At 36.3% G+C, this 25992-nt stretch carries 27 protein-coding genes and 1 riboswitch; of the genes, 25 read left to right on the forward strand and 2 right to left on the reverse strand.

What is annotated here, in order from left to right:
* Nucleotides 1-74 precede the first annotated feature (74 nt).
* The 6 genes from ACFOUV_RS03640 (at nucleotide 75) to ACFOUV_RS03665 (ending at nucleotide 6555) form a co-directional block, all read left to right on the forward strand.
* Nucleotides 75-791 carry a response regulator transcription factor gene (locus ACFOUV_RS03640; protein WP_379495396.1) on the forward strand — a complete coding sequence of 239 codons (717 nt, stop codon included), beginning with the start codon at nucleotides 75-77 and terminating at the stop codon, nucleotides 789-791.
* A complete protein-coding gene (locus ACFOUV_RS03645; protein WP_379495397.1) occupies nucleotides 791-2557 on the forward strand; it encodes an ATP-binding protein in 1767 nt (588 codons plus the stop codon). The genes ACFOUV_RS03640 and ACFOUV_RS03645 overlap by 1 nt, the downstream gene beginning before the upstream one ends.
* A 65-nt stretch (nucleotides 2558-2622) precedes the next feature.
* Nucleotides 2623-2800: riboswitch (cobalamin riboswitch) on the forward strand.
* Nucleotides 2801-2973: 173 nt separating this feature from the next.
* Nucleotides 2974-3402, forward strand: a complete 429-nt coding sequence (locus ACFOUV_RS03650; protein WP_379495398.1) for a DUF4430 domain-containing protein — start codon at nucleotides 2974-2976, stop codon at nucleotides 3400-3402.
* Nucleotides 3403-3405: 3 nt separating this feature from the next.
* A complete protein-coding gene (locus ACFOUV_RS03655) occupies nucleotides 3406-3921 on the forward strand; it encodes an ECF transporter S component (RefSeq protein ID WP_379495399.1) in 516 nt (171 codons plus the stop codon).
* Between the two features lie 901 nt (nucleotides 3922-4822).
* A complete protein-coding gene (sigX, locus tag ACFOUV_RS03660) occupies nucleotides 4823-5359 on the forward strand; it encodes an RNA polymerase sigma factor SigX (protein ID WP_379495400.1) in 537 nt (178 codons plus the stop codon).
* A complete protein-coding gene (locus ACFOUV_RS03665) occupies nucleotides 5356-6555 on the forward strand; it encodes a hypothetical protein (protein WP_379495401.1) in 1200 nt (399 codons plus the stop codon). The genes sigX and ACFOUV_RS03665 overlap by 4 nt, the downstream gene beginning before the upstream one ends.
* Before the next feature lie 77 nt (nucleotides 6556-6632).
* Here ACFOUV_RS03665 and ACFOUV_RS03670 read toward each other — a convergent pair whose 3' ends face one another.
* Nucleotides 6633-6884, reverse strand: a complete 252-nt coding sequence (locus ACFOUV_RS03670; protein WP_379495402.1) for a ferredoxin — start codon at nucleotides 6882-6884, stop codon at nucleotides 6633-6635.
* A 114-nt stretch (nucleotides 6885-6998) separates the two neighbouring features.
* On the opposite strand from ACFOUV_RS03670, the gene ACFOUV_RS03675 reads away from it, so the two are divergent.
* The 9 genes from ACFOUV_RS03675 (at nucleotide 6999) to ACFOUV_RS03715 (ending at nucleotide 15476) form a co-directional block, all read left to right on the forward strand.
* Nucleotides 6999-8066 carry a helix-turn-helix domain-containing protein gene (locus ACFOUV_RS03675; RefSeq protein ID WP_379495403.1) on the forward strand — a complete coding sequence of 356 codons (1068 nt, stop codon included), beginning with the start codon at nucleotides 6999-7001 and terminating at the stop codon, nucleotides 8064-8066.
* Complete coding sequence (locus ACFOUV_RS03680; protein ID WP_379495404.1) at nucleotides 8059-9618, forward strand: RecQ family ATP-dependent DNA helicase; 1560 nt, start codon at nucleotides 8059-8061, stop codon at nucleotides 9616-9618. Before ACFOUV_RS03675 ends, ACFOUV_RS03680 begins: the two co-directional genes overlap by 8 nt.
* Nucleotides 9605-10171, forward strand: a complete 567-nt coding sequence (locus tag ACFOUV_RS03685; protein ID WP_379495405.1) for a CPBP family intramembrane glutamic endopeptidase — start codon at nucleotides 9605-9607, stop codon at nucleotides 10169-10171. Before ACFOUV_RS03680 ends, ACFOUV_RS03685 begins: the two co-directional genes overlap by 14 nt.
* 11 nt (nucleotides 10172-10182) lie before the next feature.
* A complete protein-coding gene (locus ACFOUV_RS03690) occupies nucleotides 10183-10494 on the forward strand; it encodes a hypothetical protein (RefSeq protein WP_379495406.1) in 312 nt (103 codons plus the stop codon).
* 39 nt (nucleotides 10495-10533) lie between these two features.
* Nucleotides 10534-11310, forward strand: coding sequence for a metallophosphoesterase (locus tag ACFOUV_RS03695; RefSeq protein WP_379495407.1), 777 nt, complete (start codon nucleotides 10534-10536; stop codon nucleotides 11308-11310).
* Nucleotides 11311-11437: 127 nt separating this feature from the next.
* Entirely contained in the window at nucleotides 11438-12016 is a 579-nt protein-coding gene (locus tag ACFOUV_RS03700) for a genetic competence negative regulator (RefSeq protein WP_379495408.1), read from the forward strand.
* 39 nt (nucleotides 12017-12055) lie between these two features.
* Nucleotides 12056-12991, forward strand: a complete 936-nt coding sequence (locus tag ACFOUV_RS03705; protein WP_379495409.1) for a D-alanine--D-alanine ligase — start codon at nucleotides 12056-12058, stop codon at nucleotides 12989-12991.
* Between the two features lie 117 nt (nucleotides 12992-13108).
* Complete coding sequence (locus ACFOUV_RS03710) at nucleotides 13109-14389, forward strand: Glu/Leu/Phe/Val family dehydrogenase (RefSeq protein ID WP_379495410.1); 1281 nt, start codon at nucleotides 13109-13111, stop codon at nucleotides 14387-14389.
* 118 nt (nucleotides 14390-14507) lie between these two features.
* On the forward strand, nucleotides 14508-15476 hold the full coding sequence (locus ACFOUV_RS03715) for a YpdA family putative bacillithiol disulfide reductase (RefSeq protein ID WP_379495411.1): 969 nt from the start codon (nucleotides 14508-14510) through the stop codon (nucleotides 15474-15476).
* A 404-nt stretch (nucleotides 15477-15880) separates the two neighbouring features.
* Here the strand turns inward: ACFOUV_RS03715 and ACFOUV_RS03720 are convergent, their stop codons facing one another.
* Nucleotides 15881-16855 carry an asparaginase gene (locus ACFOUV_RS03720; RefSeq protein ID WP_379495412.1) on the reverse strand — a complete coding sequence of 325 codons (975 nt, stop codon included), beginning with the start codon at nucleotides 16853-16855 and terminating at the stop codon, nucleotides 15881-15883.
* Nucleotides 16856-16943: 88 nt separating this feature from the next.
* Here ACFOUV_RS03720 and prsW point away from each other — a divergent pair, with 88 nt between their 5' ends.
* The 10 genes from prsW to der all read left to right on the forward strand — a co-directional run bounded on the left by prsW (nucleotide 16944) and on the right by der (nucleotide 25953).
* Nucleotides 16944-17624, forward strand: a complete 681-nt coding sequence (gene prsW / locus ACFOUV_RS03725; protein WP_379495413.1) for a glutamic-type intramembrane protease PrsW — start codon at nucleotides 16944-16946, stop codon at nucleotides 17622-17624.
* A gap of 139 nt (nucleotides 17625-17763) precedes the next feature.
* The gene (gene sleB, locus ACFOUV_RS03730) at nucleotides 17764-18555 is read left to right on the forward strand and encodes a spore cortex-lytic enzyme (protein WP_379495751.1); all 792 of its coding nucleotides are present in this window, start codon (nucleotides 17764-17766) and stop codon (nucleotides 18553-18555) included.
* Between the two features lie 17 nt (nucleotides 18556-18572).
* Nucleotides 18573-19916, forward strand: a complete 1344-nt coding sequence (ypeB, locus tag ACFOUV_RS03735) for a germination protein YpeB (RefSeq protein ID WP_379495414.1) — start codon at nucleotides 18573-18575, stop codon at nucleotides 19914-19916.
* A gap of 89 nt (nucleotides 19917-20005) precedes the next feature.
* On the forward strand, nucleotides 20006-20665 hold the full coding sequence (locus tag ACFOUV_RS03740; RefSeq protein ID WP_379495415.1) for a flagellar brake protein: 660 nt from the start codon (nucleotides 20006-20008) through the stop codon (nucleotides 20663-20665).
* 109 nt (nucleotides 20666-20774) lie between these two features.
* The gene (gene cmk, locus ACFOUV_RS03745) at nucleotides 20775-21464 is read left to right on the forward strand and encodes a (d)CMP kinase (protein WP_379495752.1); all 690 of its coding nucleotides are present in this window, start codon (nucleotides 20775-20777) and stop codon (nucleotides 21462-21464) included.
* 28 nt (nucleotides 21465-21492) lie between these two features.
* Nucleotides 21493-22077: a lysophospholipid acyltransferase family protein gene (locus tag ACFOUV_RS03750; protein WP_379495416.1), complete on the forward strand. Its 585-nt coding sequence runs from the start codon at nucleotides 21493-21495 to the stop codon at nucleotides 22075-22077.
* 118 nt (nucleotides 22078-22195) lie between these two features.
* Nucleotides 22196-23326, forward strand: coding sequence for a 30S ribosomal protein S1 (gene rpsA / locus ACFOUV_RS03755; protein ID WP_379495417.1), 1131 nt, complete (start codon nucleotides 22196-22198; stop codon nucleotides 23324-23326).
* 153 nt (nucleotides 23327-23479) lie between these two features.
* Nucleotides 23480-24373: a YIEGIA family protein gene (locus tag ACFOUV_RS03760; protein ID WP_379495418.1), complete on the forward strand. Its 894-nt coding sequence runs from the start codon at nucleotides 23480-23482 to the stop codon at nucleotides 24371-24373.
* The gene (locus ACFOUV_RS03765) at nucleotides 24374-24559 is read left to right on the forward strand and encodes a capping complex subunit for YIEGIA (protein WP_379495419.1); all 186 of its coding nucleotides are present in this window, start codon (nucleotides 24374-24376) and stop codon (nucleotides 24557-24559) included.
* A gap of 83 nt (nucleotides 24560-24642) precedes the next feature.
* The gene (gene der, locus ACFOUV_RS03770) at nucleotides 24643-25953 is read left to right on the forward strand and encodes a ribosome biogenesis GTPase Der (RefSeq protein ID WP_379495420.1); all 1311 of its coding nucleotides are present in this window, start codon (nucleotides 24643-24645) and stop codon (nucleotides 25951-25953) included.
* Nucleotides 25954-25992 lie beyond the last annotated feature (39 nt).

The following is a 25992-nucleotide window of genomic DNA, read 5'->3' on the forward strand; positions in this document are numbered from 1 at the left end:
ATGCCTCGTTTTTTATACATTTAACACAATATGGTTTATAATTTACTTTAGAGATTATTATAGGGGGAGCTAACATGGATTCGAATGCTAAGATTTTGGTTGTAGATGATGAAGAAAGAATTCGTAGACTTATTCGCATGTATCTTGAACGTGAGGATTATATCGTAGAAGAAGCAGAAAATGGAAAGGATGCCTTGGAAAAGGCTTTAAATACTGATTATAGTGTGATTATGTTGGATATTATGATGCCTGAAATGGACGGGATAGAAACTTGTCAGGAACTAAGGAAGGTAAAAGACACTCCTGTGATTATGCTGACTGCAAAAGGCGAAGAAGGAAACCGCGTGCAGGGTTTTGAAGTTGGGGCAGATGATTATATCGTAAAACCATTCAGTCCAAGGGAAGCAGTATTACGGGTGAAGGCCTTATTAAGAAGAGTATCTGCATCCTCTTTTAACGAAGTGGACACTTCTTCAAAAAACATCTTGGTCTTCCCACATATTACGATTGATGATGATGCGCATCGAGTTACTGCAGATGGAGAAGAAGTTAGTCTAACTCCTAAAGAGTATGAATTGCTTTGTTTTCTTGCCAAATCTCCCGATAAAGTATTTAACAGGGAGCACTTATTAAAGGAAGTTTGGCAATATGAATTTTTTGGTGATCTTCGCACAGTGGACACACATGTTAAACGACTGCGGGAAAAATTGAGTACCGTTTCCAAATCGGCAGCTAAAATGATTGTTACTGTTTGGGGAGTTGGTTATAAATTCGAAGTTGATGATGCATAATGTTTTGGAAAAGTGTAGTAGGTAAACTTTCATTAACTATTTTATTGCTGGTTGCTTTTGTATTATCTATTTTGTCTATATTTCTAATGCAATTCTTTGAAAATTTCCACATACAAGAAGCAGAAAATGAAATGATGCAAACGGCTACAAAAATTTCTTCATTGGTCGAAAGGGGGCAGGATAGAAATTTCATTGAGGAAATGACAGAGATGCTAAAAGATCCGACTAGCCGCATCGCAATTATTTATAGTGAAGAGGATACTTGGCTTTCTACCAGCAGCGATAATGATTTAGTTTCCGAGGGTGATGAATGGCTTGAATCCAGGGAAGAAGTAAATGAAGTAATCGAAAATCAAAGCAAACTTCAAAAGCAAATTAATCTTCCTGAACAAGATAAAGAGATTATTATCGTTGGATCTCCTACCGAAAATGGTGGGGCAATTTTTGTATTTCAATCGCTTGATATCATTAATCAAACCAAAGCAGAAACGACGAAACTAATTTTACTCAGTGCAGGTATTGCTATTATGCTTACTGCTTTTTTTGCAGTATTTCTATCCACTAGAATAACATCACCATTAATTAAGATGCGAGAAGCAGCCTACGATCTTACAAGAGGTGAATTTAATACAAAGGTTCCAGTATTGACGCATGATGAAATCGGAGAACTTGCTGTAGAGTTCAATCGAATGGGAAGACAGCTAAAGTTTCATATTAATGCTTTACGTCAGGAGAAGGAACAATTATCAAGTATCGTTAGTTCAATGGCAGATGGAGTAGTTACTCTCAATCGGAATGGAGACATTCTGGTCATAAATCCACCTGCCCAGAAATATATTGATGGATGGTATTTTGAGAATGATGTTGTAATGAATGAGAGTCGAAAACTTCCAACAGAACTACAAGAAGCTTTAAAAGAAGTAATCGATGGGGAACAAGCAGTTTTAAGAGAGATCAGTCTTCAAGGTAGAAATTTCGTAATGCTGATGACACCTTTATACGACCAGTCCTATGTAAGGGGTGCTGTAGCTGTCATTCGTGATATGACAGAAGAAAGACGGTTGGATAAATTACGAAAAGATTTTATAGCCAATGTTTCACATGAATTACGCACTCCAATATCCATGCTTCAAGGTTACAGTGAAGCGATTGTCGATGATATTGCCGATACAAAAGAGGAAAAAAATGAGCTGGCCAAAATTATACATGAAGAATCGTTACGAATGGGTCGACTCGTTAATGAACTACTTGACCTTGCACGTATGGAATCAGGCCAAATTCACTTAAACGTGGAAACGTTTGGTATTGAATCCTATATCAAACGAATTGTAAATAAATTTAAAGGTCTCGCTTCTGATAACGAGATTGATCTTACACTAACAATGAACACTGACTTTTCAAATACCAGTTTTGACCCTGACAGAATTGAACAAGTGTTTACAAATCTAATTGACAATGCGATTAGGCACACTTCGAAAGGCGGAACTGTCCGTGTTGCAGTCACAAACAAACCTAAGGAATTTTATGTGGAAGTGAACGATAGCGGGAGTGGTATCCCTGAAGAAGATTTACCGTTTATTTTTGAGCGATTCTATAAGGCTGATAAATCCAGAGTACGGAGTAAAGAGAAAAAAGGCACTGGACTTGGACTTGCCATTGCTAAGAATATAATTGATGCACATAAAGGGACTATTCAAGTAAAAAGTAAACTAAATCAAGGGACTACTTTCAGTTTCAAATTACCACAGAATCATGAAAATAGTTAAAGTTTTAAAGCTTTTCTATTTAATTTTCTTATGCTATGATAACTTTGTATTGGAATTGTATCGTATAATTGAATATTGTAATTGGTGTTTTATTAAAAGGGAATCCAGTGGAAGTCTGGAACTGTCCTCGCAACTGTAAATGATTACGAAATAAGCGATCCACTGTATGGTAATCCATATGGGAAGGGCTTAAAGTAGGTTTGAATCATAAGTCAGTAGACCTGCCAATTGACAATTTGTTTCAATGCTTCGAGGGTATAAGCGATTGAGACTTACAAATACATATGCATGCATGCTAGCAGCTATTATTTGTTTGTCTTTAATCCGCCTGAACTACTAAAGGCGGACTTTTTTTATACTTTTATAGAATACAGATTAATTTCCAGTAACATTAATGCAAAAAGGATGGGGAAACAATGAAAAAATGGATTTTGCAAGTAGCAGTAATCTTGATGACAGTAGGTTTATTGATTGGATGTTCATCTGAAGATAACACCGAACAAAATACTTCAGTAAGTACAAATGAAACTTCTGATTCCGAAGAGGTGGCTGAAGATTCTGTTCGAGTTACAATTTCTATAAATGAAGGGGAGGAATTCGTAAATGAGCAGGAGATCCCGATTGAAGAAGGCGATATACTGATGGATGTTATGGAAGAAAATTTCTACATTGAAACAGACTTTGATGGTGCATTTATTACATCAATTGAAAGAGTCGAAGCAAGTGATGAGGAACAAACCGCTTGGATGTTCTTCGTTAACGATGAGATGCCAACTGTAGGGGCTAACGAATACGAACTTTCTCCTGGTGATATAGTTGTATTTGATTTACAATCCTGGGAATAGACGATGAACACATATAAGATTACAATCATAGCCTTATTGGCTGCTATGGCAATTGCAGGAAGATATGTGTTCCAGTTTATTCCAAATGTTCAACCAGTAACTGCACTGATTATTATATGCGGCATTATACTCGGCCCTCTATCAGCAATACTCTTAGCGATTGTGACAACCTTTCTTTCCAACATGCTTATGGGGATGGGAATATGGACATTATGGCAAATTATTTCATGGTGTATCATTGGTGTTTTGAGCGGTTTATTGAGTAAAATATTTAAACGTGTACCTCTATTTATCACGGTGCTTTTTGCGGTATTCAGTGGATATCTGTATGGTTTTGTCATATCACTGACAAATTATCAAATAACTGGACAATTTTGGCCGTATTACATAGCAGGTCTTCCATTTGATACAAGTCATGCTATTGGCAATGCGGTGTTTATTATTCTCTTGTACCCGATTATGTCTCATTTATTTAGTAACTATGCTGTTAAGAGATTTACAATCAAGAATACCAACTGATTTGCAGTTGGTATTTTTTTTCTTTAGTTATCTACTAACTTTCACGCCAATAAAATAATTTCAAACAATAAACTTATAATATCTCTAATAATCTCCTTGATAACCTTGGTAAAATAAGGCTGTTTTCTAAAGGCTATTTTTTAATGTAAATTGCTTTATAAGCATCGCAGAGTAGAGATAAAATGCGAACTAACTTCTGGTTGGTATTCTAACATATGTGCTATTGCTGCCGTCCGGGATCGCTCTGGGCGGATGCGCATCCTTAGGGCACGGCCTCAGCCTCCTCGAGAAACCCACTCTGCGGGGTCTTCGGACACGTGCTTTTCCCGCAGGAGTCACCGCTCACCCGGACTGGTGAAGCTGTGTGATAAGATTTTTATAACAATCACTAATGCAGTTAATTGTTTGTAAGCTTAAAACCAGCTCTGGGAAATATACGAAGACTCCAGTGGGAGGAAAGGCATCGGTGAGACCCCGGAGTGCGCAGCACGAGGAGGGCTCACCAGCCGCCCACGGAAAGCGAAGTATAATTCCCAGAGCGGTCGCCGAAGCTTCTGCATACTGTTAGAATCAACTAGCAGTTACTTCGTAGTCTATATAAAATGCGGTGTTAAAAACAACAAGATGAACGAAAAGATCCTTGGAATCTCGATGTATCCAGACTGCTCAGTGCAAACAGTTAATCCAACGTCAACTTGAGCAGTGTATCTCCAGGCCACCTAATTCTACCAAGCATCTTTTCAATTTTACTCTGCAAAAGTTGAGTTACCCTTTATAATATAGATCAATGTATCATGGCTTACATACACTTACAGTAGGTTGCGCTTTTATTTTAAACGATATAGTATGATTGTAACCTTTTTGTATTAATAACGACTATATAGTTGAACGGAGGGTCTCTATGAAGGCCATTTTCGATAAGTTATATGATAACTATCATCAGGATCTGTTCCAGTACATTTTTTACATGGTGAAAAATAAAGAAACGACTGAAGATCTGATTCAGGAGGTATATATTAAAGTATTAAAGGCTTATCCAAACTTTAAAGGGGAGAGCAGTGAAAAAACATGGCTCTTTTCTATTGCAAGACATGTTACATATGACTATTTCCGTTCTTTGAAGAGAAAAAGAAACAGAATTATCGACCTTTTTGACTGGGCCGAAAAAGGTGAATCCATTCCCGATGAAGATGATTTACCTGAGGAAATAGCTATTAAAAATGAGCAGATGAAGCAAATCTATAAATATCTTGACAAATGCACAATCGATCAAAAAAGTGTGTTAATTCTAAGATACCTGCAATCCTTCTCTATTCAGGAAACAGCTGAAGTACTTAATTTTAGTGTGAGCAAAGTTAAAACAACACAGCATAGAGGTCTAAAAACATTAAAAAAGCTCTTGCTTGAACAAATCGAGAAAGAAGGAGATGCTCAATGAGGCAAATAGATAAAGAACAACAGGAAATCATTGATCGGTTACAGGAAATGCCTGAAATAAAAGATGATACAGAAAAAAATGTATTATACCACCGCATCTCCTCAAGCCTTACTGACCCCTCACCAACAAAAAAGAGACAAAAGAGGCAAAAACTGATTCCCGTTCTGGCAACCATGATGGCCGTTACCTTCATTCTTATTATTCCAGTTATGTTGAATAACGACAATCAGGTGTATCAAAATTCTGAGCAGTTTTCTGATGTCGAAATAGCGACAAATATTGAAAAATCTGAGGACTCCAGACGAATGGAATCCTCAGATGAGGACCAGGTGGAAATGGGAAGTGAAGAATCTGTTGTACAAAACTCTGAACTAATGGATGAATTAAAAGTTCCTAATGATGATTCATTGGAGAGCTATGTCATTCAGGAGTCCAATGAACCAATGAAAATTGTCTATGGTGCATTATCAGACCTTCAACAGCAATATATCATACCTATTTCGTTTATCGTAAGTGGCAACGCCAATCTGGATGAATATTATAATGAACTAAAATTTTATATAAACAATGAAGAATGGGCTACAAATGAATATATGCTAAAGAATGCCTCTATTGTGCTAAATGAATCCGAAGTGTTGATTGAACTTGGAGATAAATTTTCGATCGGGGAAGGCTCAACAAACGCCTATCTTTTTGAAAAGATGCTTTCCGCTATGTTCACGCCGTATGGTATTAATAAGGCAGTTTTTCAATCGGATACCAATGGCGTGGAGCTTGGTCCATATGGTGTTATTGAGGAACTTTTATTAAATAAAGAAGAGAATTTAATATACAAACGTTATAATAATCAATTTTTAGTTCCCATACCAAATTTAAACCTGTCCATTCAGGATGCACTTACCGAAATGAAAATAGAACAGAAGGAATTTAATATCGATCGGACAATACCAGAAGAGGTCCAGTTTACAGTCGATTCATCTAAGAACCTGCTCAAATTAACACTAGATGATGGGTCCGTTTCCCAAGATGAGCAACAAGTAATGACCATGATTGAAGCTATACTAATGACCGCTAAAAGCTATGGGTATCAATCTGTTCAATTTAATAATTTTCCATTTGATCAAATCGGTAGATACAATATTTCTGCACCGATTCCTGTACCTATTGCTGCAAATCCAATTGATATAAGAAATTGAGACTAGTAAAAAGTGTTTTTGAAAAATATTTTTCAAAAACACTTTTTAAATGTATACTATGTACTAGGAATATTATATTATTCCCCAAATTTTAATGGGTCTCCATTAAAAGCCATTTCAGAAATCTTTATGGAGTTTGTTGGGCAACCTTCATAGGCATCAAGTAAGTCATCTACCAGTTTATCAGGAATAACTGATATTCCAGCATTTTCGTCGATGGAAACATAGGAAAGCCCCTCGTCATCATAAGTAAATATTTGTGGTGCACAAGCACCGCAAGCTCCACAGGCTATACATGTTTCTTTATCAACAATCGTGTATTTCGACATTCATTTTCCTCCTATAATTTAAACCCACTTTATCTATTCTAAATCTGATTACCTATGATTTCAATAACATCTGTTATTCTATACAATTTTCTTTTTAGGGGGAGGGATTTTCATTTGATTTTTAATGGTATCATCCTTACATGCGTAGCTAAAATACAGGGAGAAAGAACCGTATCAAGTATATATCATTTATTAAAAGGTAAAAAATCAATCCAAACAGTTCAGGATGCGCATATCTATCGGTTGGATAAGTTTTATTGTATCTATAGTATCCTAACCAAAGAGAAATTTAACAGGAAAATAAAGAAGCTAACTGAAAGTGGTTTATTAAATCCGGTTGAAAATCAGAACAGTATATTCCAATTATCTAATCGTGGGGTGAATTGGCTTGAGGAACACAAAGACCAGTTAAAAATCGAATATTTTAACGGATTGAAATATAATGAAACAGCAGACATTTTCTACCTCAGACTTTTATTACTCGTACAAACTTTAACAAATATAAAGATGCGTTCCTTCAACTTCATCCCAGTCACTGATAACCATGCTGCTGAGAGATGGGTCAAACAAATGTATAGAACAATGAAGAACTCAGAAAAGAATGTTACCGTAGCGCTTTATGATGAACTCCTAACGATCTTAAAGTATTTACCGGACCAAGATGCTACTCTATTTGTTGATCGATTGACAGGGTATAAAAACATTGGATTGAGCACAAACCAGTTATCTCAAAAATTTAACCTGACTGAAGAAGATGTTCACCTACTACTAAAAGGCATTGTCCACAGAATGATAACTCTGATTTATAAAGAAAAAGAACATTTCCCGCTACATGTTTATATGTTAAAAGATTTATACAAATCGAATCAAATTACACAATCAGCAAATAAGACAAATCAATTATTAGAAAAAGGTTATTCGATTGATCAGATTGCTGCAATGAGGAATCTAAAAACAAATACGATTCATGATCATATTGTGGAAATTGCCCTGTACAATTCAGAGTTCCCATTAAATAATTACATATCTATAAATGATCAGAATGAAGTAATCAACGTACTGAATAAAGAAAAATCATTTAAATTAAAGGATATTAAAAATTCAGTGAACGTAAATATCAGTTATTTTCAAATACGGCTTGTTCTGGCAGTAAATAAGAAATTATTAAGAATAGGTGATTAACTTGCAGAATACAACTACACTGGAAAATACGTTAAAAAAACAATTTCACTATACTTCGTTTCGAACAGGTCAAAAAGAAATTATCCAGGACGTACTTGCAGGAAAGGATGTGCTTGGGATTCTACCAACGGGGTCAGGTAAGTCAATCTGTTATCAACTTCCTGCTAGAATACAAGTTGGCATGACGATCGTTGTATCTCCATTAATATCCTTAATGATAGATCAAGTAAAAGAATTAAAGGCAAATAACTTTAAGGAAGTTATTGCCATTAACAGTTTCATGAATCCTTCTGAAAGAAGATCCGTTTATAATAATCTTAGCAGTTACAAATTAATCTATCTTTCTCCAGAGTTGCTTCAGCAGAAAGAAGTAATGGACCGGTTAAAACATCTCGATGTACAATTATTTGTTATAGATGAAGCCCACTGTATATCACAATGGGGTCATGAATTCAGGCCTGACTATTTGAAATTAAGTGAGGCCATTGAAACATTAAACAACCCAACGGTAATGGCACTGAGTGCAACTGCTACTCCGGAAGTCCAGTCAGATATCATTTCTTCATTGAAACGACCGGATATGAACAAACGCGTTTATCCTATGGATCGGGAGAATATAGCATTTTGTATAGAGCAAGTCGCTGATGATGCTGAAAAAACGGAATTAATCACGCGGTTATTCCGCAAGTACCATATTCCTTCGTTAATTTATTTCACAAGCAGGGCAGCAGCAGAGAATACAGCGAGTATTCTCTCTAATCAGTTGAAAGATAAAAATATAGCTTTCTACCATGGTGGAATGGAACAATTGGATCGCGTCAGCATTCAGCAACAATTTATGAATGACCAACTGGATATCATATGCTGCACAAGCGCTTTTGGCATGGGAATTAATAAAAGCAATATCAGACTAATTATACATTTTCATTTGCCACTACAGTTAGAATCCTATATACAGGAAGTAGGTAGAGCTGGCAGGGATGGTAAATCAAGTGTGGGTTTATTACTGTTTTCACCAAAGGATGCTTTCATACCAAATAATATAATTAAAAAAGAGCTTCCTGACGAAGCTCATTTAACGAATTTGTTCTATCAGTTATATGTAATGGCTCAACAAAAGTTAGAAATACCAACATCCAATGAGCAAATGGAAAATCGTTTACAGATAAACGAAACACAATGGAGGTTTTTTCGTTATCAGTTAGAAAATCATGGTATTATAAAAAATAATCGAATTTATTATGAGGAAGGAAATTGGCAGGATGCTCAATTTACCATCCAATCTTTAATAAAACAAAGAACTCAGTATAAAGAAGAGAAATTACATGATGTATTAAACTGGATTCACGAAAAAAATTGTTTGCGTAAAAACTTGTACAGGTCCTTTCAAGCAACATACAATAGAGCTAACTATCAGTGTTGCAGTAATTGCGGGTTTTCATGGAACGAATGGAAACCCGACGAGACGCAACCGGAAAAATTGCGTTCAGAAAGTTGGCAAGCTAAACTCAAAGACTTATTATTAGTTGGTAATACAGATGAAGCAAAGTGAATTAATAAAACAGCTTTCCGATGAAGAGATAAGAAAGCAACTTTTTCTGTCTCAATCATTATTAATCCTAATTAGTATTATATTAAGCGTTATTCTATTTGAAAAAATGACGGACTGGCTTCTTTTTTTCGATTGGAATATGGGGGAAATTTTACTTTATGGTCTTATACCCGGTTTGATTATTGTTTTCATCGACTTAGGAATGATGTACTTCCTTCCAGAAAAGTATTACGATGATAATGGTATTAATAAAAGAATCTTTGGTGACCAACCTCTATTCTATATTTTCACTATTTCTTTATTCGTTGCTGTATCTGAAGAATTATTATTCAGAGGAGTTATTCAAAACGAATTCGGGTATTTATTTGCAAGTTTACTATTTGCTTTTGTACATATTCGTTATTTAAGAAAACCGGTTTTATTAATTTCTATTATCCTGGTCAGTTTTTTTATCGGCTATATGTATGAACTAACCAATAACTTGCTCGTTACCATAACCGCTCATTTTTGTGTAGATTTCCTATTAGGGTTAGTGATCCGCTTTAAGAAGTGAGGTGCTTTGAAGTGAAGATAAATTCGGATGAATCAAAAGATCAAGCTAATGATTTACGAAGTCTGATTCAAGAGGTGGAGAATGAACATGAAAAGAAGCCTGATGAATCCTTAGTAAGCAATAAACATACCGTGGAAAAACGCGAGGTGGATATTTTAAATCTTCCCCCCAGAAAAGAAATACATTCTGTGAATCAAAGAACTCGTTTTAAGATCAGCAAACCATTATTCAGACTCCTGCTTGTAATCTTATTACTAATTATAATTTTCATTGTTGCATCCTATTTTTTTGGGGACGAATTAATGACTTTGATCGAAATATGATAATATTACGGGTTACAAATTTAATTGGAGACGATATAATTGTTTAAACAGCTGTTGAAACCACTTTTAATTGCTCCACTTCCTTTCATTTTCATGATTTACAAAGCGCATCATGATGTGCTGCAAGAACAGACTATTGTGGATGAAAGATTACCTGAAGGATTAGATGGCTTTCGAATATTTTTCATTTCTGATATACATCGAAGAAATATAAGAAAATCGACACTTAGCTCCATATCACTAAAAGTGGATGCTGTAATAATCGGTGGGGATTTAACAGAAAAATGGGTACCTCTTGAGAGATCAAGAAAAAATATAAGAGCTTTAAAAAAATGGAATGTGCCAATATATTTTGTTTGGGGTAACAATGATTATGATGCTGGTAAGGAAAAAATCGCAAAATTGTTACAGGAAGAAAATGTAACAATTTTGCAGGAATCCATACAAAACATCTATAAAAATAATCAAATTCTCAGCCTTATCGGCTTTGATTATTATGAAGATAAAAGGGACCAAGTAGGAACAGCACTGAGTGATGCAAGAGGAGATTATAAGATCTTAATTGCGCATTCTCCAACTGCAATTGAGGAACTATCGGAAGAAGAGCAATATAAGATACATACTTTTTTGGCAGGACATACCCATGGTGGACAAATACGCTTCCTCGGCTATGGGCCATATAAAAAAGGTGGGTATGAATTGTTCCATACTACACATAAGCTGGTGAGTGAAGGATATGGTTATCGTTTGCTCCCTTTCAGACTAGTAACAAATGCTGAATGCCACGTAGTAACTTTTCAAAATAAACAAATATAAATACTTGGCACTGTTCAACATATTGATGATATGCATATAGTGTATAAAGTGCTTACTATTATCATTACTTGGTATTATGAGAATAGAAATTTTTTACCAAAAGGCACCTATATAAGGGGGATGCAGTATGCGTATTGAACGTTTGTCTAATGACCAATTTAAAATATTTTTAACGTTTGATGATTTAATTGAACGTGGGTTTACGAAAGACGATTTATGGCATGATGCATCAAGTGTCCGGAATCTTTTTAGTGATATGATGTATGAAGCCAGCAGTGAATTGGGCATCGAACTTGATGGAATGCTACTTGTTCAAGTTCATCTTATGCAGGCACAGGGGATGCATATATTTGTGACACAACAGTATGAAGATCTAAATTGGGATGACGATTATATAGAAATGAAAGTAACACTTGATGAAAGCAATGAATTAATATTTTCCTTTGATGAATTTGAGTACGTTATTCAGGTAGCATCCTATTTATCTTCCTTAGCTATTGTGGGTGGCAAAGTATTCTATATGGATGAACGCTATTATATGATCCTGGATGAAGTTGACCATACAGAAATAAATAAAGAGGATATAATAGGAATTATGTCCGAGTATTCTAACCCAAGCATTGTAACATCACATCGTTTGCAGGAGTATGGGAAAGCAATTTTCCAAACCAATGCAGTCAAAAAAATAATAGAGATATTTTATTGATCGTTTATTATATATAAGTTGTTAAAAGGAGTGCGTAAGATGAAAATAGCAGTATTATATGGGGGAGTTTCAGGGGAACGTGAGGTTTCTCTCTCATCAGGCAAAGGAATAATAAATGCACTAACAGATAAAGGACATGAAGTTATTGGTATTGATTTTAATCCCGATCATCTAGAAGAAATTATTAATTTAAATGCTGATCTTGTTTTTATAGGGCTTCATGGTAAATATGGTGAGGATGGCAGAATTCAAGGTTTATTGGATATGCTCCATATACCATATGTTGGCTCTGGTGTTCTTGCTTCTGCACTTGCTATGGATAAAGCAAAAGCCAAGCAGGTTTTTAGGATGAATAACATCCCTCTGGCAAAGAGTGAAGTATTTGGAATCTCTTCTGCAACTAGTACAGAGGACATAGTAAATGAAATAAACAATGAATTTAAACCTCCATTTGTTATCAAGCCGAATAAAGAAGGATCTACATTGGGCCTAACCATAGTAACAGACACCGATCAAGTGGGAGAGGCACTAAATAATGCAGCTGCAAGTGATGACACAATATTGGTCGAGGATTTTATTAAAGGCAGAGAATTAACTGTTGCGGTAATGGGAGGAAAAGGGGAAGAAGAGGCTTTACCAATCATTGAAATTATACCGAAAAATGGTTTTTATGACTATGAATCCAAATATGCACCTGGTGGCAGTGAACATATTGTTCCTGCAGTAATTGACGAGGAAACGACAAGAAAGATACAATCTTACGCAATCCTTGCACATCAGTCACTCGGGTGTGAAACTTATTCAAGAGTAGATTTTATTCTCAGCGAAGACAATCTTCCAGTAATATTAGAGGTCAACACATTGCCTGGTATGACACCTACAAGCCTGTTTCCAGATGCAGCAAATTCAATCGGAATTAAGTACGATGATATGATAGAAAAATTCGTTTCATTAACAATGCAACAAATAAAGTAGACATTTTCATAAACGAAGAAAGCGAACCTTTTTTCATTGCATAATTATTATGAGCGTGTATACTAATCTCTGAGTGGGCTATATAAAACTTTTATGTATATTGTAGGAGGTAAGTGCATGGTAGCCGAAAAAGCAGCAGATTCTACCAAAGAAAGTCAAGAAAATACGGATGTATTAAGTTCAACACGAACTGTTGTTAAGACCGCATTGGAAAAACTTGGTTACCCGGATGAGGTATTTGAATTATTAAAAGAACCTTTACGAATGATGACAGTTCGTATTCCGGTACGTATGGATGACGGGGTCGTAAAAGTATTTACTGGGTATCGCGCACAACATAACGATTCGGTAGGACCGACAAAGGGCGGGATCCGCTTCCATCCAGATGTGACAGAAACAGAAGTTAAGGCGTTATCTATTTGGATGAGCTTAAAAGCTGGTATTGTTGACCTCCCGTATGGAGGCGCTAAGGGCGGAATTGTCTGTGATCCTCGCGAAATGTCTTTTCGTGAATTAGAAGCATTGAGTCGTGGTTATGTTCGGTCCGTAAGTCAAATCGTAGGGCCAACGAAGGATATTCCTGCTCCTGATGTCTTTACGAACTCACAAATTATGGCTTGGATGATGGATGAATATAGTAAAATAGATGAATTCAACAGTCCTGGATTTATTACTGGTAAACCAATTGTACTCGGAGGATCTCATGGTAGAGAATCCGCGACAGCAAAAGGTGTTACGATTGTTTTAAACGAAGCTGCCAAAAAGAAGGGTCTTCAATTAAAAGGTGCTAGAGTAGTTATCCAAGGTTTCGGTAATGCTGGTAGTTTCCTGTCAAAGTTCCTTCATGACGCAGGTGCAAAAGTTGTCGGAATATCAGATGCATATGGAGCATTACATGACCCAAATGGTTTGGACATCGATTACCTCCTGGATCGGAGAGATAGTTTTGGCACCGTGACTAAACTTTTCAATAATACAATATCAAACAAAGAGTTATTTGAACTGGACTGTGATATCCTTGTTCCTGCTGCAGTAGAGAACCAAATAACCCGACAAAATGCACACAATATTAAAGCGAGCATCGTCGTTGAAGCTGCCAATGGCCCAACAACAATGGAAGCAACCAAAATTCTTACTGATCGTGACATACTGCTTGTTCCAGATGTTTTGGCATCCGCTGGTGGTGTTACCGTATCTTATTTCGAATGGGTTCAAAACAACCAAGGATTCTATTGGTCTGAAGAAGAAATTGATACAAAGTTACATGAAATTATGATAAAATCATTTAATAATATTTATAATACAGCAAAAACAAGACGAGTTGATATGCGATTGGCCGCCTATATGGTCGGTGTTAGAAAGATGGCTGAAGCCTCCAGATTCCGTGGATGGGTTTAATCAATTCCTGTTGCATTAGATTAAAAAAGTTTAATCTATAAGGAAATTAAAAAACTCTTATCTTATAAGAGTTTTTTAATTTCCATTGAAACGTTATCACATAAAGGAAGTGCATGAATTGCAAAATGAAAAAGTTATTATCATCGGTGGTGGTCCATGCGGTATGTCTTGCGCACTGGAACTGAAGGAACTAGGGATTGACCCATTAATCATTGAAAAGGGAAATGTGGTAAATACCATTTATAATTACCCCACCCACCAGACATTTTTTAGTTCTAGCAATAAGCTTGAAATAGGTGGAATTCCCTTTATCACTGAAAAACAAAAACCTGTCCGCAACCAGGCACTTGCATATTACCGTGAAGTTTCAGAGCGAAATAACCTTCGTATGAATACATATGAGTCGGTGATAAAAATAACCAAATCAATGGAACAAATATTAGTTTCAACTAAGCTATATAATGGCGATAAAAGAACATATACTGCAGATAAGCTCGTTATTGCAACTGGTTATTATGATCAACCTAATTATTTAGGAATACCTGGAGAAAATAAAAGTAAAGTAACACATTATTTTAAGGAAGCGCATCCGTATTATGATAAAGAGGTTGCTGTAATTGGGGGGAAAAACTCTGCCGTTGATGCTACACTGGAGCTACATAAAGCCGGTGCACACGTTACGGTATTTTATCGTGGAAACGAATATTCTAAAAGCATAAAACCTTGGGTTCTACCGGAATTTGACTCATTAGTTAAAAAAGGTATGGTTAAAATGCTTTTTAATTCTCATGTTACAGAGATAACGGATGATGAAATTCGATATACAGTAGATGGGGAAAAGGGTTTTATAAAGAATGACTTCGTATTCGCCATGACGGGATACAAACCTGATTATTCCCTTCTTGAAATGATTGGCATTGAGATTAATCGGCAAAACGGCAAACCATCTTTCAGTCCTGAGAGTTACGAAACCAACGTCGACGGTGTATATATAGCTGGAGTGATTGCCGCTGGTTATAATAATAATGAAATTTTTATCGAAAACGGCCGCTTTCATGGCGAGTTAATCGCAAAATCAATGACGTAATGTTGATTGCTTTTTAAGCATGGCAGAGTTGAGATAAATTACGACGTAAGATCAACTTCGGCGACCGGTCTGGGTAGAAGGTTGCTAATAATTACTATACTTGCATAGCTAAAACAGCGTATACAGCATCACCAGTCCGGGTGAGCGGAGGGCGGTGACTCCTGCGGGAAAAGCACGTGTCCGAAGACACCAAAGAGTGGGTTTCTCTTTGGAGGCTGAGGCCGTGCCCGCGGAAAGCATCCGCCCGCAGCGATCCCGGACGGCGGAAAAAGCAGTTACTTCGCAGCAGTTTATAGAAATGTTGATTCAAAGCAACGATAGTAACAAAAAGAGGCTTGGTATTTCGATGTATCCAGACAGCTATAAAGGATAGCAGAGATTTTTGCTATCCTTTTAAACATGCACTATCCATCAAACTTTTCAAATGTATCTCTGAGCAAATTCATATTTTGTGTTATTTCAAGAGCAATTAATAATCTGATTCTTGCTTTTGGACCGGATATCCCCCTAGCAAATATTACCCCCATCTCTTTCAATTGTTTTCCTCCCCCATCATAGCTGTAGGTCGGTTGTACAACACCCTGATAGCATCTAGAAACAAGAATAACGGGTATGTTTTCCTTAATTAATTTCCTTATTGGTTCAAGCGTATTCTTTGGTAGATTACCTTGACCCAATCCTTCGATAACAAGTCCATCTGGCCTAGCTGCAGATAGTGAATTTAAAATTTGTTCGTCCATTCCTGCGTAAGCCTTTAGCAAAAAGACATTTTTGGATATCTTATCAATCGTTTGTACATGTCGAAAAAGTGTGGTTCGATGAAATATCACAGAATCCTTCGTAATCAAACCGAGTGGACCAAACTGTGGACTTTGAAATGTTGCTACATTACTTGTGGATGTCTTTGTAACATTTTCAGCAGTATGAATTTCATCGTTCATTACAACGAGGACACCTTTGTTTTTCGATTTATCTTCAATGGCAACTCGAAGCGAACTTATCAGATTATACAGTGCATCTGAACCGATTTCATTACTGGATCTCATCGCACCTGTCAAAATGACCGGTTTATCGGTCCCCAGTACTAGATCAAGAAAATATGCTGTTTCTTCAAGTGTATCTGTTCCATGTGTGACAATGATTCCATCATAATCAGCTATCACTTTTTTTATTTCCTTCGAAAGTTCAAGCATATGATTTGGAGTTATCTGAGGGGATGGAAGATCAAACATGATTTGTTCATTTATTTTAGCAAAAGACTTCAACTGATCGGATAACGCAGTCAACGGATGCGTTCCCGTTGAATTTACTTCACCGGTTTCCTTATTTTCAAGCATGGAAATCGTGCCCCCGGTATGTATGATTAAAATATTTTTCATAGGTTCACCCGCTCTCTTTTTTTATATTTCCAATATCCCTACTTAATGATACGATAAAAGTAATGGAATTGGAAAGAGGTATGAAATTATGATTGCTGTTCTATCGGCTGGTATAGCCCCTATAGTTGCTTTAATGTCTTTTATCTATCTTAAAGACCGAATTACAGAACCGATTCCACTGATTGTAAGGACATTTCTTGCAGGGGCTTTATTGGTATTTCCAATTATGTTTATACAGTATGCTATAACTACGGAGAACTTAAGTGATAACAGTTTTATTGAGTCTTTTTTGCATATTGCTTTTATTGAGGAATTCTTCAAATGGTTTATTTTTATGTTTTTAATCTACCAGCATTCAGAATTTGACAATCATTACGATGGAATAGTCTATGCTGTTTCAATCAGTTTAGGTTTTGCATCTGTTGAAAATATTCTCTATTTATTAATTAATGGTATTGAATATGCTTTTTGGAGAGCGTTCTTTCCTGTATCTTCCCACGCATTATTCGGTATTATTATGGGGTTCTATTTCGGTAAAGCAAAGATAAACAAGCACAATCGGAAACTTAATATCATGTTAGCATTTCTATTGCCGTTTATATTACACGGTATCTATAATTATATTCTTAAAAGTTTTACAAATTTGTGGCTTTATTTGCTCATTCCCTTTATGATTCTGCTTTGGATAAGAGCTTTACATCAATTGAAGTCTGCGAATGAATCCTATTTTAATACCTATGAAAATAAAGACAAAAGGAAACTCCTGTAATTGCCAAAATTACAGGAGTTTTTCATTTATATCAGTAAGTATGAATAAAAAGGGTAATTACTCAGAAAATAGAACTGCAATCCATTACTAAAGAACGGGAGGAAAAAGAATGGCCTATCGAAGAGTTGCCTTTCTACTCATGATTATTAGTTTATCAATTATTGGTCTGCAAGGAGAGTCATCTACTAAAACCGCAAGTGCATTTAGTGCTCAGGTAGTTCAACAAGGAGCAGTTGGTGACGATGTCATCGAGCTGCAGTCAAGATTACAATATTTAGGATTTTACAATGGGAAAATTGACGGCGTTTTTGGCTGGGGAACTTATTGGGCATTGCGTAACTTCCAATATGAATTTGGCATGGAGATTGACGGCCTGGCTGGACAAACTACGAAAGATAAGCTCGTAAAAGCAAGTAATTATGATGAAGGTTATGTAAAAGAACAGATTAATCAAGGAAAAGACTTTACACATTACGGCGGTGATGAACGAAAATCGACACCATCAGGAGATAGTGCGAATAAGACAACTGAAACTGGCGGGGGAGACGTACCTGCAGCAAATGTGCCTCAAGGTTACTCTCAAAATGATATCCAATTAATGGCAAATGCAGTATATGGTGAAGCCCGGGGGGAACCGTATGAAGGTCAAGTTGCAGTTGCTGCTGTTATATTAAACAGAATTGAAAGTCCTACATTTCCGAATACAGCTTCTGGTGTCATATTTGAACCGAGGGCTTTTACAGCAGTCGCGGACGGACAGATTTGGCTAGAACCAAATGATAAGGCAACAGAAGCAGTGATTGATGCAATAAATGGGTGGGACCCATCAAGTAATGCGCTTTATTATTTTAACCCTGTTACTGCAACTTCCGATTGGATATGGACTAGACCTCAAATCAAGAAAATTGGAAAACATATATTCTGTAATTAGAAAGGTGTGGATCATCTATGATTCGATGGATATTAATTGGTGTACTGTCTTTAGGAATAGTTGGTACAGGTGTTTGGGGCTACATGGAACATCAGGAAAAAAATGCAATATTAATACAGGCGGAAAATACGTATCAACGGTCTTTTCACGAACTTACCTATCACATGGACCTTTTAAATGATCAAATCGGTACGACATTAGCAATGAATTCAACAGAAAGATTATCACCACAGTTTGTTGAGATTTGGAGATTAACATCTGAAGCTTTAGCAAATGTCGGGCAACTACCTTTAGGGCTCCTGCCGTTTAATAAAACAGAGGAATTTCTCTCTGATATTGGAGACTTTACGTATCGGACAGCTGTAAGAAATCTTGAAAATTCACCTCTTACGGCAGAAGAGTCCGAGACATTAAAAAAATTATATACCCAGTCAGGGGATATTAAAGATGAATTAAGACAAGTTCAACATATTGCTCTTGAAAACAATCTCAGGTGGATGGATGTACAAATGGCGCTGTCCAATCAGGATGAGCAAATGGATAACACAATCATAGATGGTTTTAAAACCGTGGAGAAATCTGTAGAAGAATTTGCAGAGGGAAACGCACAATCTTCAATAATTGGAACCTCCAACAAGAAACATAAGTATAAGTCTCTATCCGGCGATGAAATTAGTGAGCAGGAAGCAATAAATAAAAGTAAAGAAATATTTAACGTGGAAAACGGAGAAAACGTAACAATCGCTGAAAGTGGGGAAGGGTCAGATATTCCTTTATATAGTATCTCTTATCACAATGACGTAAAAAGAGCATACATGGATATGTCAAAACAAGGAGGTCACCCGCTTTCTCTCCTGATAACAAGAGACATAGGCAATAATAAAATCAGTTTAAATGAGGGTGCGGATAAGGCGCTTGATTATCTGGATTCCTTTAAATTGGAAAATATGTCACTCTTTGAAAGCAGTGAATATAATAATGTCGGTGTTTATTCCTTTCTATATAACGAGAATGATGTCCGGGTTTACTCTGATGCTGTAGAAGTTAAAGTAGCCCTGGATAATGGTGATATTATTGGGTTGACAACCAATAATTATTATATGAATCATTCTGACCGGGAAATACCGAAACCAGAAATTTCTGAAGATGAAGCAAAAGAAATGGTAAATCCAAGTGTGGAAATACAGGAGGAATTTCTTGCAGTCATCGATAATGATCTTGGCGAAGAAGTATTAACCTATGAATTTCTTGGCACATTAGACAATGATACGTATAGAATCTTTATAAATGCGATGAATGGAATGGAAGAAAAAGTGGAAAAGCTTGATGGAACTGAAATTAATTATGCAACAAATTTTTAGGGAGAGGAGAAAAATCCTTTCCCTTTTTCTGAATTTCTGCAATAATAGGCATAAAGGATCATACGTGTATTGTGTAAGGGGGGATTTTAGTGAAAATAGGCAAAGTGCTCAACTTGGAAGTCAGGGACTCTAGAACTGGTATTGTACATGAATATTATTGTAAAATTATAGAAAAAAATAAAAATTATCTAATGATTGATTATCCTATTCATGCACAAACCAAGAAGACCGCATTTTTCCCAATTGGAACGTTACTATCTGCTTCTTTTATTGGAAATGATCAAGCCGTATATCAATTTTCATCTGAAATTGCCGCAAGAATAAAAATGAATATACCGGCTTTGGCTATCCATATACCGGATCAAACGGACATCAAACGTATTCAAAGGCGGGAATACGTTAGGATTGAAACCACTGTCGATGTAGCTGTTCACAGTACGGATAACCAATTCCCTCCTTTTGTGACCGTAACTTCTGATATCAGTGGTGGTGGGCTGGCGCTAATAACTGATAAGAATATCGAGCTTGGAATCGGGTTAAAAGCAGATTTATGGCTATCTTTACAAATGCAAAATGCAGAATATTATTATATATATGGACAAGCAGAAGTTGTATATATAAGAGATGTGAACAGTCGAGTAAATCTTCTATCACTAAAGTTTATATCTATCAGTAAACAGGATAGACAAAGAATTGTAAGATTCTGTTTTGAAAAACAACGTGAGGCACGTCAAAAAGAGCTTATTTAAATAGACCTATGATTTTAGGATATGTTATTATAGATTATAAGTCAGCATATAAAAAACTTGGCATTTAGCCAAGTTTTTTAATGGTTAATAGGAGGAAGGACTTTTGATTATGAAAGAGAATAACATTGCAATTGCGATCGATGGGCCGGCAGCTGCTGGAAAGAGTACAGTAGCAAAAATAATAGCTGAAAAGTTGTCTTATATTTATATAGACACCGGTGCCATGTATCGTGCCTTAACATTGAAAGCTTTAAATGAAGGTATTAACATGGAAGACAAAGATGCAATCGTGGGCTTATTAATGAATACAGAAATCAATTTAAAACAATCTTTTGATGGACAGATGGTTTTACTGGATGGTTTGGATGTTACAAAAGAGATACGATACCAAGATGTAACTACAAGGGTTTCATATGTTGCAAAACATGCACCCGTTAGAACCGAAATGGTTAAGAGGCAACAGGAAATGGCAAAAAACCGTGGAGTCGTTATGGATGGTAGAGATATCGGTACACATGTTCTTCCAAATGCAGAAGTAAAGATTTTCCTCGTCGCCACTGTAGTAGAAAGGGCCAAGCGCAGGTATGAAGAGAATGTAAAAAAAGGAATTGCATCAAATATAGAAATCCTTAAAAATGAAATTGAGGAGAGAGATAGAATCGACTCCAATCGTGAAGCTTCTCCCTTAATTAAAGCAAGTGATGCAATTGAGGTGGATACGACTTCGCTAAGTATTATTCAAGTTGCAGAACGGATTTTGGATGAAGTTGCTAAAGTGAAAGGACCTAAATTAAAATAAATACAAAGCTTTTTAAGGGGGTTAAGAAATGAGTTTATATAGATTTGCAAGGTCTATTGTTGCCTTGATTCTTTTTCCGTTATACCGTATTCAAATTATAGGAAAGGAAAATATTCCAAAAACAGGACCTGTTATTATTTGTTCCAATCATATCTCCAATTTCGATCCACCTGTTGTTGGAATAACATCTCCCCGGGACATTTACTTTATGGCTAAAGGGGAATTGTTTGAAAAACCATTTTTAGGGAAATTATTATTAGGGATTCGAGCTTTTCCTGTAAAAAGAGGTCTCTCGGATAGAAATGCTCTAAGAAAAGGTTTAGGTATTCTCAAGGATGGGAATACATTAGGACTCTTTCCGGAAGGTACAAGAAGTAAATCCGGTAAATTAGGAAAACCGCTGGCAGGTGTAGGTTTCTTTGCCTTACGTTCTGAAGCAACTATTATTCCTTGTGCTATTATTGGTCCATACAAGGCATTTAAGAGATTAAAAGTGGTCTATGGTAAGCCAATGGATATACAGCAATTTAGAACAGCGAAATCATCTCCCCAGGAAATGGCAGATGCGATTATGCAGGAGATTAAAGTTTTACAAGAAAAATATCAAAATTAGTTGACTTTACTTGACAAATAATTGTAATTATTAGAAGTTATAGAAAGAATAAGTTTTAATCATTCTTACTATTTCCATTTTAATTGGATATTGGAGTGTACTTAGGAGGGCTATGGATATGAGTGAAGAAAGCAAAGAATTACAGGATTTGAATGTAGGTGATACCGTAGCAGGAACGATTGTGAAATTGGAAGATAAGCAGGTTCTTGTTGATATTGGCTATAAAACGGAAGGAATTTTACCAATTGGTGAACTGTCAAGTATGCACGTGGAAGCAACAGGAGATGTAGTAAAAGAAGGCGATACAGTAACACTTAAAGTTAAAAAGATAGAAGACGATGAAATAATTCTTTCCAAAAAAGCAGTAGATGCTGAAGCGGCATGGGAAGATCTCGAGAAAAAATACAGAAATGGGGAAGTTTTCGAAACTGTTGTTAAGGAAGTTGTGAAAGGCGGCCTTGTCGTTGATGTAGGTCTTCGAGGGTTTATCCCCGCATCCTTAGTGGAAACTCATTTTGTAGAAGACTTTTCAGAATATAAGGATCAGCCATTAACAGTAAAAATTGCCGATCTTGACAAAGAGCAAAACCGCATCATTCTTTCACATCGAGCAGTAGCGGAAGAAGAAGCGAACGCCAAGAAGAATGATATTCTACAATCGCTTGATGTAGGTCAAGTATTGGAAGGTACCGTTCAGCGCATTACCGCCTTCGGTGCGTTTGTTGATCTTGGTGGTGTTGATGGTTTAGTACACATTTCACAATTGGCTCATGAGCATGTTGCAAAAGCTTCTGATGTTGTCTCTGAAGGCGACAAAATTAAAGTAGAAATTTTATCTGTTGATCGCGATAATGAACGTATCTCATTATCACACAAAAATACACTTCCCGGACCTTGGACCGATATCCAAAGCCGTGTATCTGCCGGGTCTACAGTGGAAGGTACCGTAAAACGCCTAGTTAATTTCGGAGCATTTGTTGAAATTTTACCAGGTGTCGAAGGTTTGGTTCATATTTCACAAATTGCCAATCGACATATCGGTACACCACAGGAAGTTCTTGAAATTGGACAGAAAGTAAATGTAAAAGTTCTTGATGTCAATGAGACAGATGAGCGCATTTCATTAAGCATCAAAGAACTTGAACAGGAACAAGCAGAAAAAGAATATAAACAATATGAGAAAAATGAAGACCAGTCAGGATTCCAGCTTGGTGACTTCATTGGAGATAAATTAGATAAATATAAATAATATTGAACAACAGAGATCCCTTTAGTAAAAGGGATCTCTTTTTATTGGTAAATATATACATCCCTTCTAATTTTAAAATAGTATTATAAAGATTTTAAGCCATACTACAAAAGGAAATATTATTTTAAAATGAAAATAAGAGGTGGATTAAAGATGACTGAATATACACTTCCTATTGTCTTCGGTGTTGTTATTGGAACAATAGCAAGAATCTTATTGCTTAAAACGGACTATAGACAGTACCCAACCTATCTACACGGAAAGATCATACACCTTTCATTGGGGTTTATTGCTGCATCATTAGGTGCTCTAGCAGTACCAGCCATTATGGAAAAGGAATTTACTGCTGTCACCCTTTTAACAGTAGCAGCGACTCAATTTAGAGATGTACGAAACATGGAGAGAAATACATTAACGGAAGTTGATAGTTATGAACTTGTTTCCAGAGGGAAAACATATATAGAAGGTATCGCTATTTCCTTTGAAAGCAGAAATTATTTAGTAATGTTTACTGGATTTTTAGGTACCCTTTCTCTTATTTTATGGAATATTTATATTGCAATCATCGTCGCAGTAATTAGTTTGATTCTTGGACACAAACTAATGAGTGGTTCAAAAATCGCTGATATTGTAGATGTAGAACATTCCAAAATTAGTTTTGATGGAGCAGGCCTTTATGTAGATAATATTTACATCATGAATATTGGATTACCTGAACGTCAGGAAGAAATACTAAAGTATGGGATGGGCTTTATTCTAAAACCAAAGGATATAAATACTATTACTACGATTGGTAATCTCGGACAACGACAGGCCATACTTCATGATGTCTCGGTTTCTTTAGGGGTTTTCAGGGATTCCGGCACACCTGCACTTACGCCAATAATTAAACGTGATCTAGACGACGGGCGCTTGGGCGTTTTTATCCTACCGCAGATTCGGGATGTGAATAAAGCAGCAGCAGTAATTGGGTCTGTTCCTGTACTGGAAAGTGCTGTTAGAATGCCTTCCGAATCCAAATCTTTAAAAAAAGGGGATAAGGTATAAATGATGATTGAAAAAGCTATATTGGCGGTAATTACGACGAACAGACAAAAAATTGCTGGTGGAGCACCGATCTTTTTTTGTGACAGTAAAAAGGAATTGGAATATGTAGCAGCAAACCTAGAAGCAATCACCGATGGAATCTCACATGCCTTAAGTGAAGAACTATTTATTATTGTGAAACACTAATAACGATTGTTTATATTACCTTATTTTGCTAGAATGTATTAAAGTTAAGGCAAATAGACATAAAGAGAGAGGATGTCCTTACTATGAGGAAATCTGTAGTTGCAATTGTAGGAAGACCTAACGTTGGTAAATCTACCATATTCAATAGATTAGTTGGAGAAAGAATTTCAATTGTTGAAGATATACCAGGTGTTACGCGTGATCGAATATATGCATCAGCTGATTGGCTAAATCAAGAATTTAATTTAATCGACACGGGCGGTATTGAAATAGGGGACGAACCTTTACTTGTTCAAATGCGTCAGCAAGCTGAGGTCGCAATCGATGAAGCTGATGTGATCATTTTCATTTTAAATGGAAAAGAAGGAATAACCGGTGCTGATGAAGAAGTAGCGAAATTATTGTTTAAATCAAATAAACCCATCGTACTTGCAATCAATAAAATGGATAATCCCGAAATGCGTGAAATGATTTATGAGTACTATTCACTCGGCTTTGGCGAACCTTTTCCCATCTCTGGCTCACACGGATTAGGCCTTGGTGATCTTCTGGATGAAGTCGTCAATCATTTTCCTGAAATATCAGAGGAAGAAGTTAATGAAGATACGATATATTTCAGTCTGATTGGGAGACCAAATGTCGGAAAGTCCTCCCTTGTTAATGCCCTTCTGAATGAGGAAAGGGTTATAGTAAGTGAGATTGAGGGTACGACAAGAGACGCTATTGACACGCATCTTCACAAAGACGACCAGGATTTCATTATTATAGATACTGCTGGTATGCGTAAAAGAGGAAAAGTATATGAAACAACTGAGAAATATAGTGTTTTAAGAGCTCTTAAAGCTATTGAGCGCTCTGATGTTGTTCTCGTATTAATTGATGCTGAAACTGGGATCAGAGAACAGGATAAAAAGATTGCCGGCTATGCGCATGATGCTGGTAGAGCCATCGTTATCGTGGTTAATAAATGGGATACAATAGAATCGGACGAGAAGGCAATAAAGGAATTCGAAGCCAAAATTAGAGCTCATTTCTTATATTTGGACTATGCACCAATCGTCTTCCTATCTGCAAAAACGAAAAAAAGAATGCATACATTAATTCCGGCCATTAAACTGGCCAGCGATAGTCATGCGAAACGAATTTCCACCAATGTATTAAATGATGTCATTATGGACGCATTGGCAATGAATCCAACTCCTACAGTTAAGGGGAAGCGTCTTAAAGTATTGTATGCGACACAGGTTGCTGTTAAGCCGCCAAGTTTTGTTGTATTTGTAAACGATCCAGAACTTATGCATTTCTCCTATGAACGGTTCCTGGAAAATAAAATCAGAGATGCATTTGGATTTGTTGGTACGCCAATTAAATTATTTGCAAGAAGAAGACAGTAGGATAAAGTGAAACATCCGTGGCGAATTTCTTACTTACCC

The organism is Oceanobacillus longus, assembly GCF_042650085.1.
GTDB classification, from domain to species: domain Bacteria; phylum Bacillota; class Bacilli; order Bacillales; family Amphibacillaceae; genus Oceanobacillus; species Oceanobacillus longus.

Excerpts from the sequence above, each read along its gene's own strand:
- rpsA (WP_379495417.1), top strand. The coding sequence starts at position 22,196 with ATGAGTGAAGAAAGCAAAGAATTACAGGATTTGAATGTAGGTGATACC.
- ACFOUV_RS03645 (WP_379495397.1), top strand. The coding sequence starts at position 791 with ATGTTTTGGAAAAGTGTAGTAGGTAAACTTTCATTAACTATTTTATTG.
- sigX (WP_379495400.1), top strand. The coding sequence starts at position 4,823 with ATGAAGGCCATTTTCGATAAGTTATATGATAACTATCATCAGGATCTG.
- ACFOUV_RS03655 (WP_379495399.1), top strand. The coding sequence starts at position 3,406 with ATGAACACATATAAGATTACAATCATAGCCTTATTGGCTGCTATGGCA.
- ypeB (WP_379495414.1), top strand. The coding sequence starts at position 18,573 with ATGATTCGATGGATATTAATTGGTGTACTGTCTTTAGGAATAGTTGGT.
- ACFOUV_RS03665 (WP_379495401.1), top strand. The coding sequence starts at position 5,356 with ATGAGGCAAATAGATAAAGAACAACAGGAAATCATTGATCGGTTACAG.
- ACFOUV_RS03750 (WP_379495416.1), top strand. The coding sequence starts at position 21,493 with ATGAGTTTATATAGATTTGCAAGGTCTATTGTTGCCTTGATTCTTTTT.
- prsW (WP_379495413.1), top strand. The coding sequence starts at position 16,944 with ATGATTGCTGTTCTATCGGCTGGTATAGCCCCTATAGTTGCTTTAATG.
- ACFOUV_RS03670 (WP_379495402.1), bottom strand. The coding sequence starts at position 6,884 with ATGTCGAAATACACGATTGTTGATAAAGAAACATGTATAGCCTGTGGA.
- ACFOUV_RS03685 (WP_379495405.1), top strand. The coding sequence starts at position 9,605 with ATGAAGCAAAGTGAATTAATAAAACAGCTTTCCGATGAAGAGATAAGA.
- cmk (WP_379495752.1), top strand. The coding sequence starts at position 20,775 with ATGAAAGAGAATAACATTGCAATTGCGATCGATGGGCCGGCAGCTGCT.
- der (WP_379495420.1), top strand. The coding sequence starts at position 24,643 with ATGAGGAAATCTGTAGTTGCAATTGTAGGAAGACCTAACGTTGGTAAA.
- sleB (WP_379495751.1), top strand. The coding sequence starts at position 17,764 with ATGATTATTAGTTTATCAATTATTGGTCTGCAAGGAGAGTCATCTACT.
- ACFOUV_RS03650 (WP_379495398.1), top strand. The coding sequence starts at position 2,974 with ATGAAAAAATGGATTTTGCAAGTAGCAGTAATCTTGATGACAGTAGGT.
- ACFOUV_RS03720 (WP_379495412.1), bottom strand. The coding sequence starts at position 16,855 with ATGAAAAATATTTTAATCATACATACCGGGGGCACGATTTCCATGCTT.
- ACFOUV_RS03710 (WP_379495410.1), top strand. The coding sequence starts at position 13,109 with ATGGTAGCCGAAAAAGCAGCAGATTCTACCAAAGAAAGTCAAGAAAAT.
- ACFOUV_RS03765 (WP_379495419.1), top strand. The coding sequence starts at position 24,374 with ATGATGATTGAAAAAGCTATATTGGCGGTAATTACGACGAACAGACAA.
- ACFOUV_RS03640 (WP_379495396.1), top strand. The coding sequence starts at position 75 with ATGGATTCGAATGCTAAGATTTTGGTTGTAGATGATGAAGAAAGAATT.
- ACFOUV_RS03760 (WP_379495418.1), top strand. The coding sequence starts at position 23,480 with ATGACTGAATATACACTTCCTATTGTCTTCGGTGTTGTTATTGGAACA.
- ACFOUV_RS03700 (WP_379495408.1), top strand. The coding sequence starts at position 11,438 with ATGCGTATTGAACGTTTGTCTAATGACCAATTTAAAATATTTTTAACG.
- ACFOUV_RS03705 (WP_379495409.1), top strand. The coding sequence starts at position 12,056 with ATGAAAATAGCAGTATTATATGGGGGAGTTTCAGGGGAACGTGAGGTT.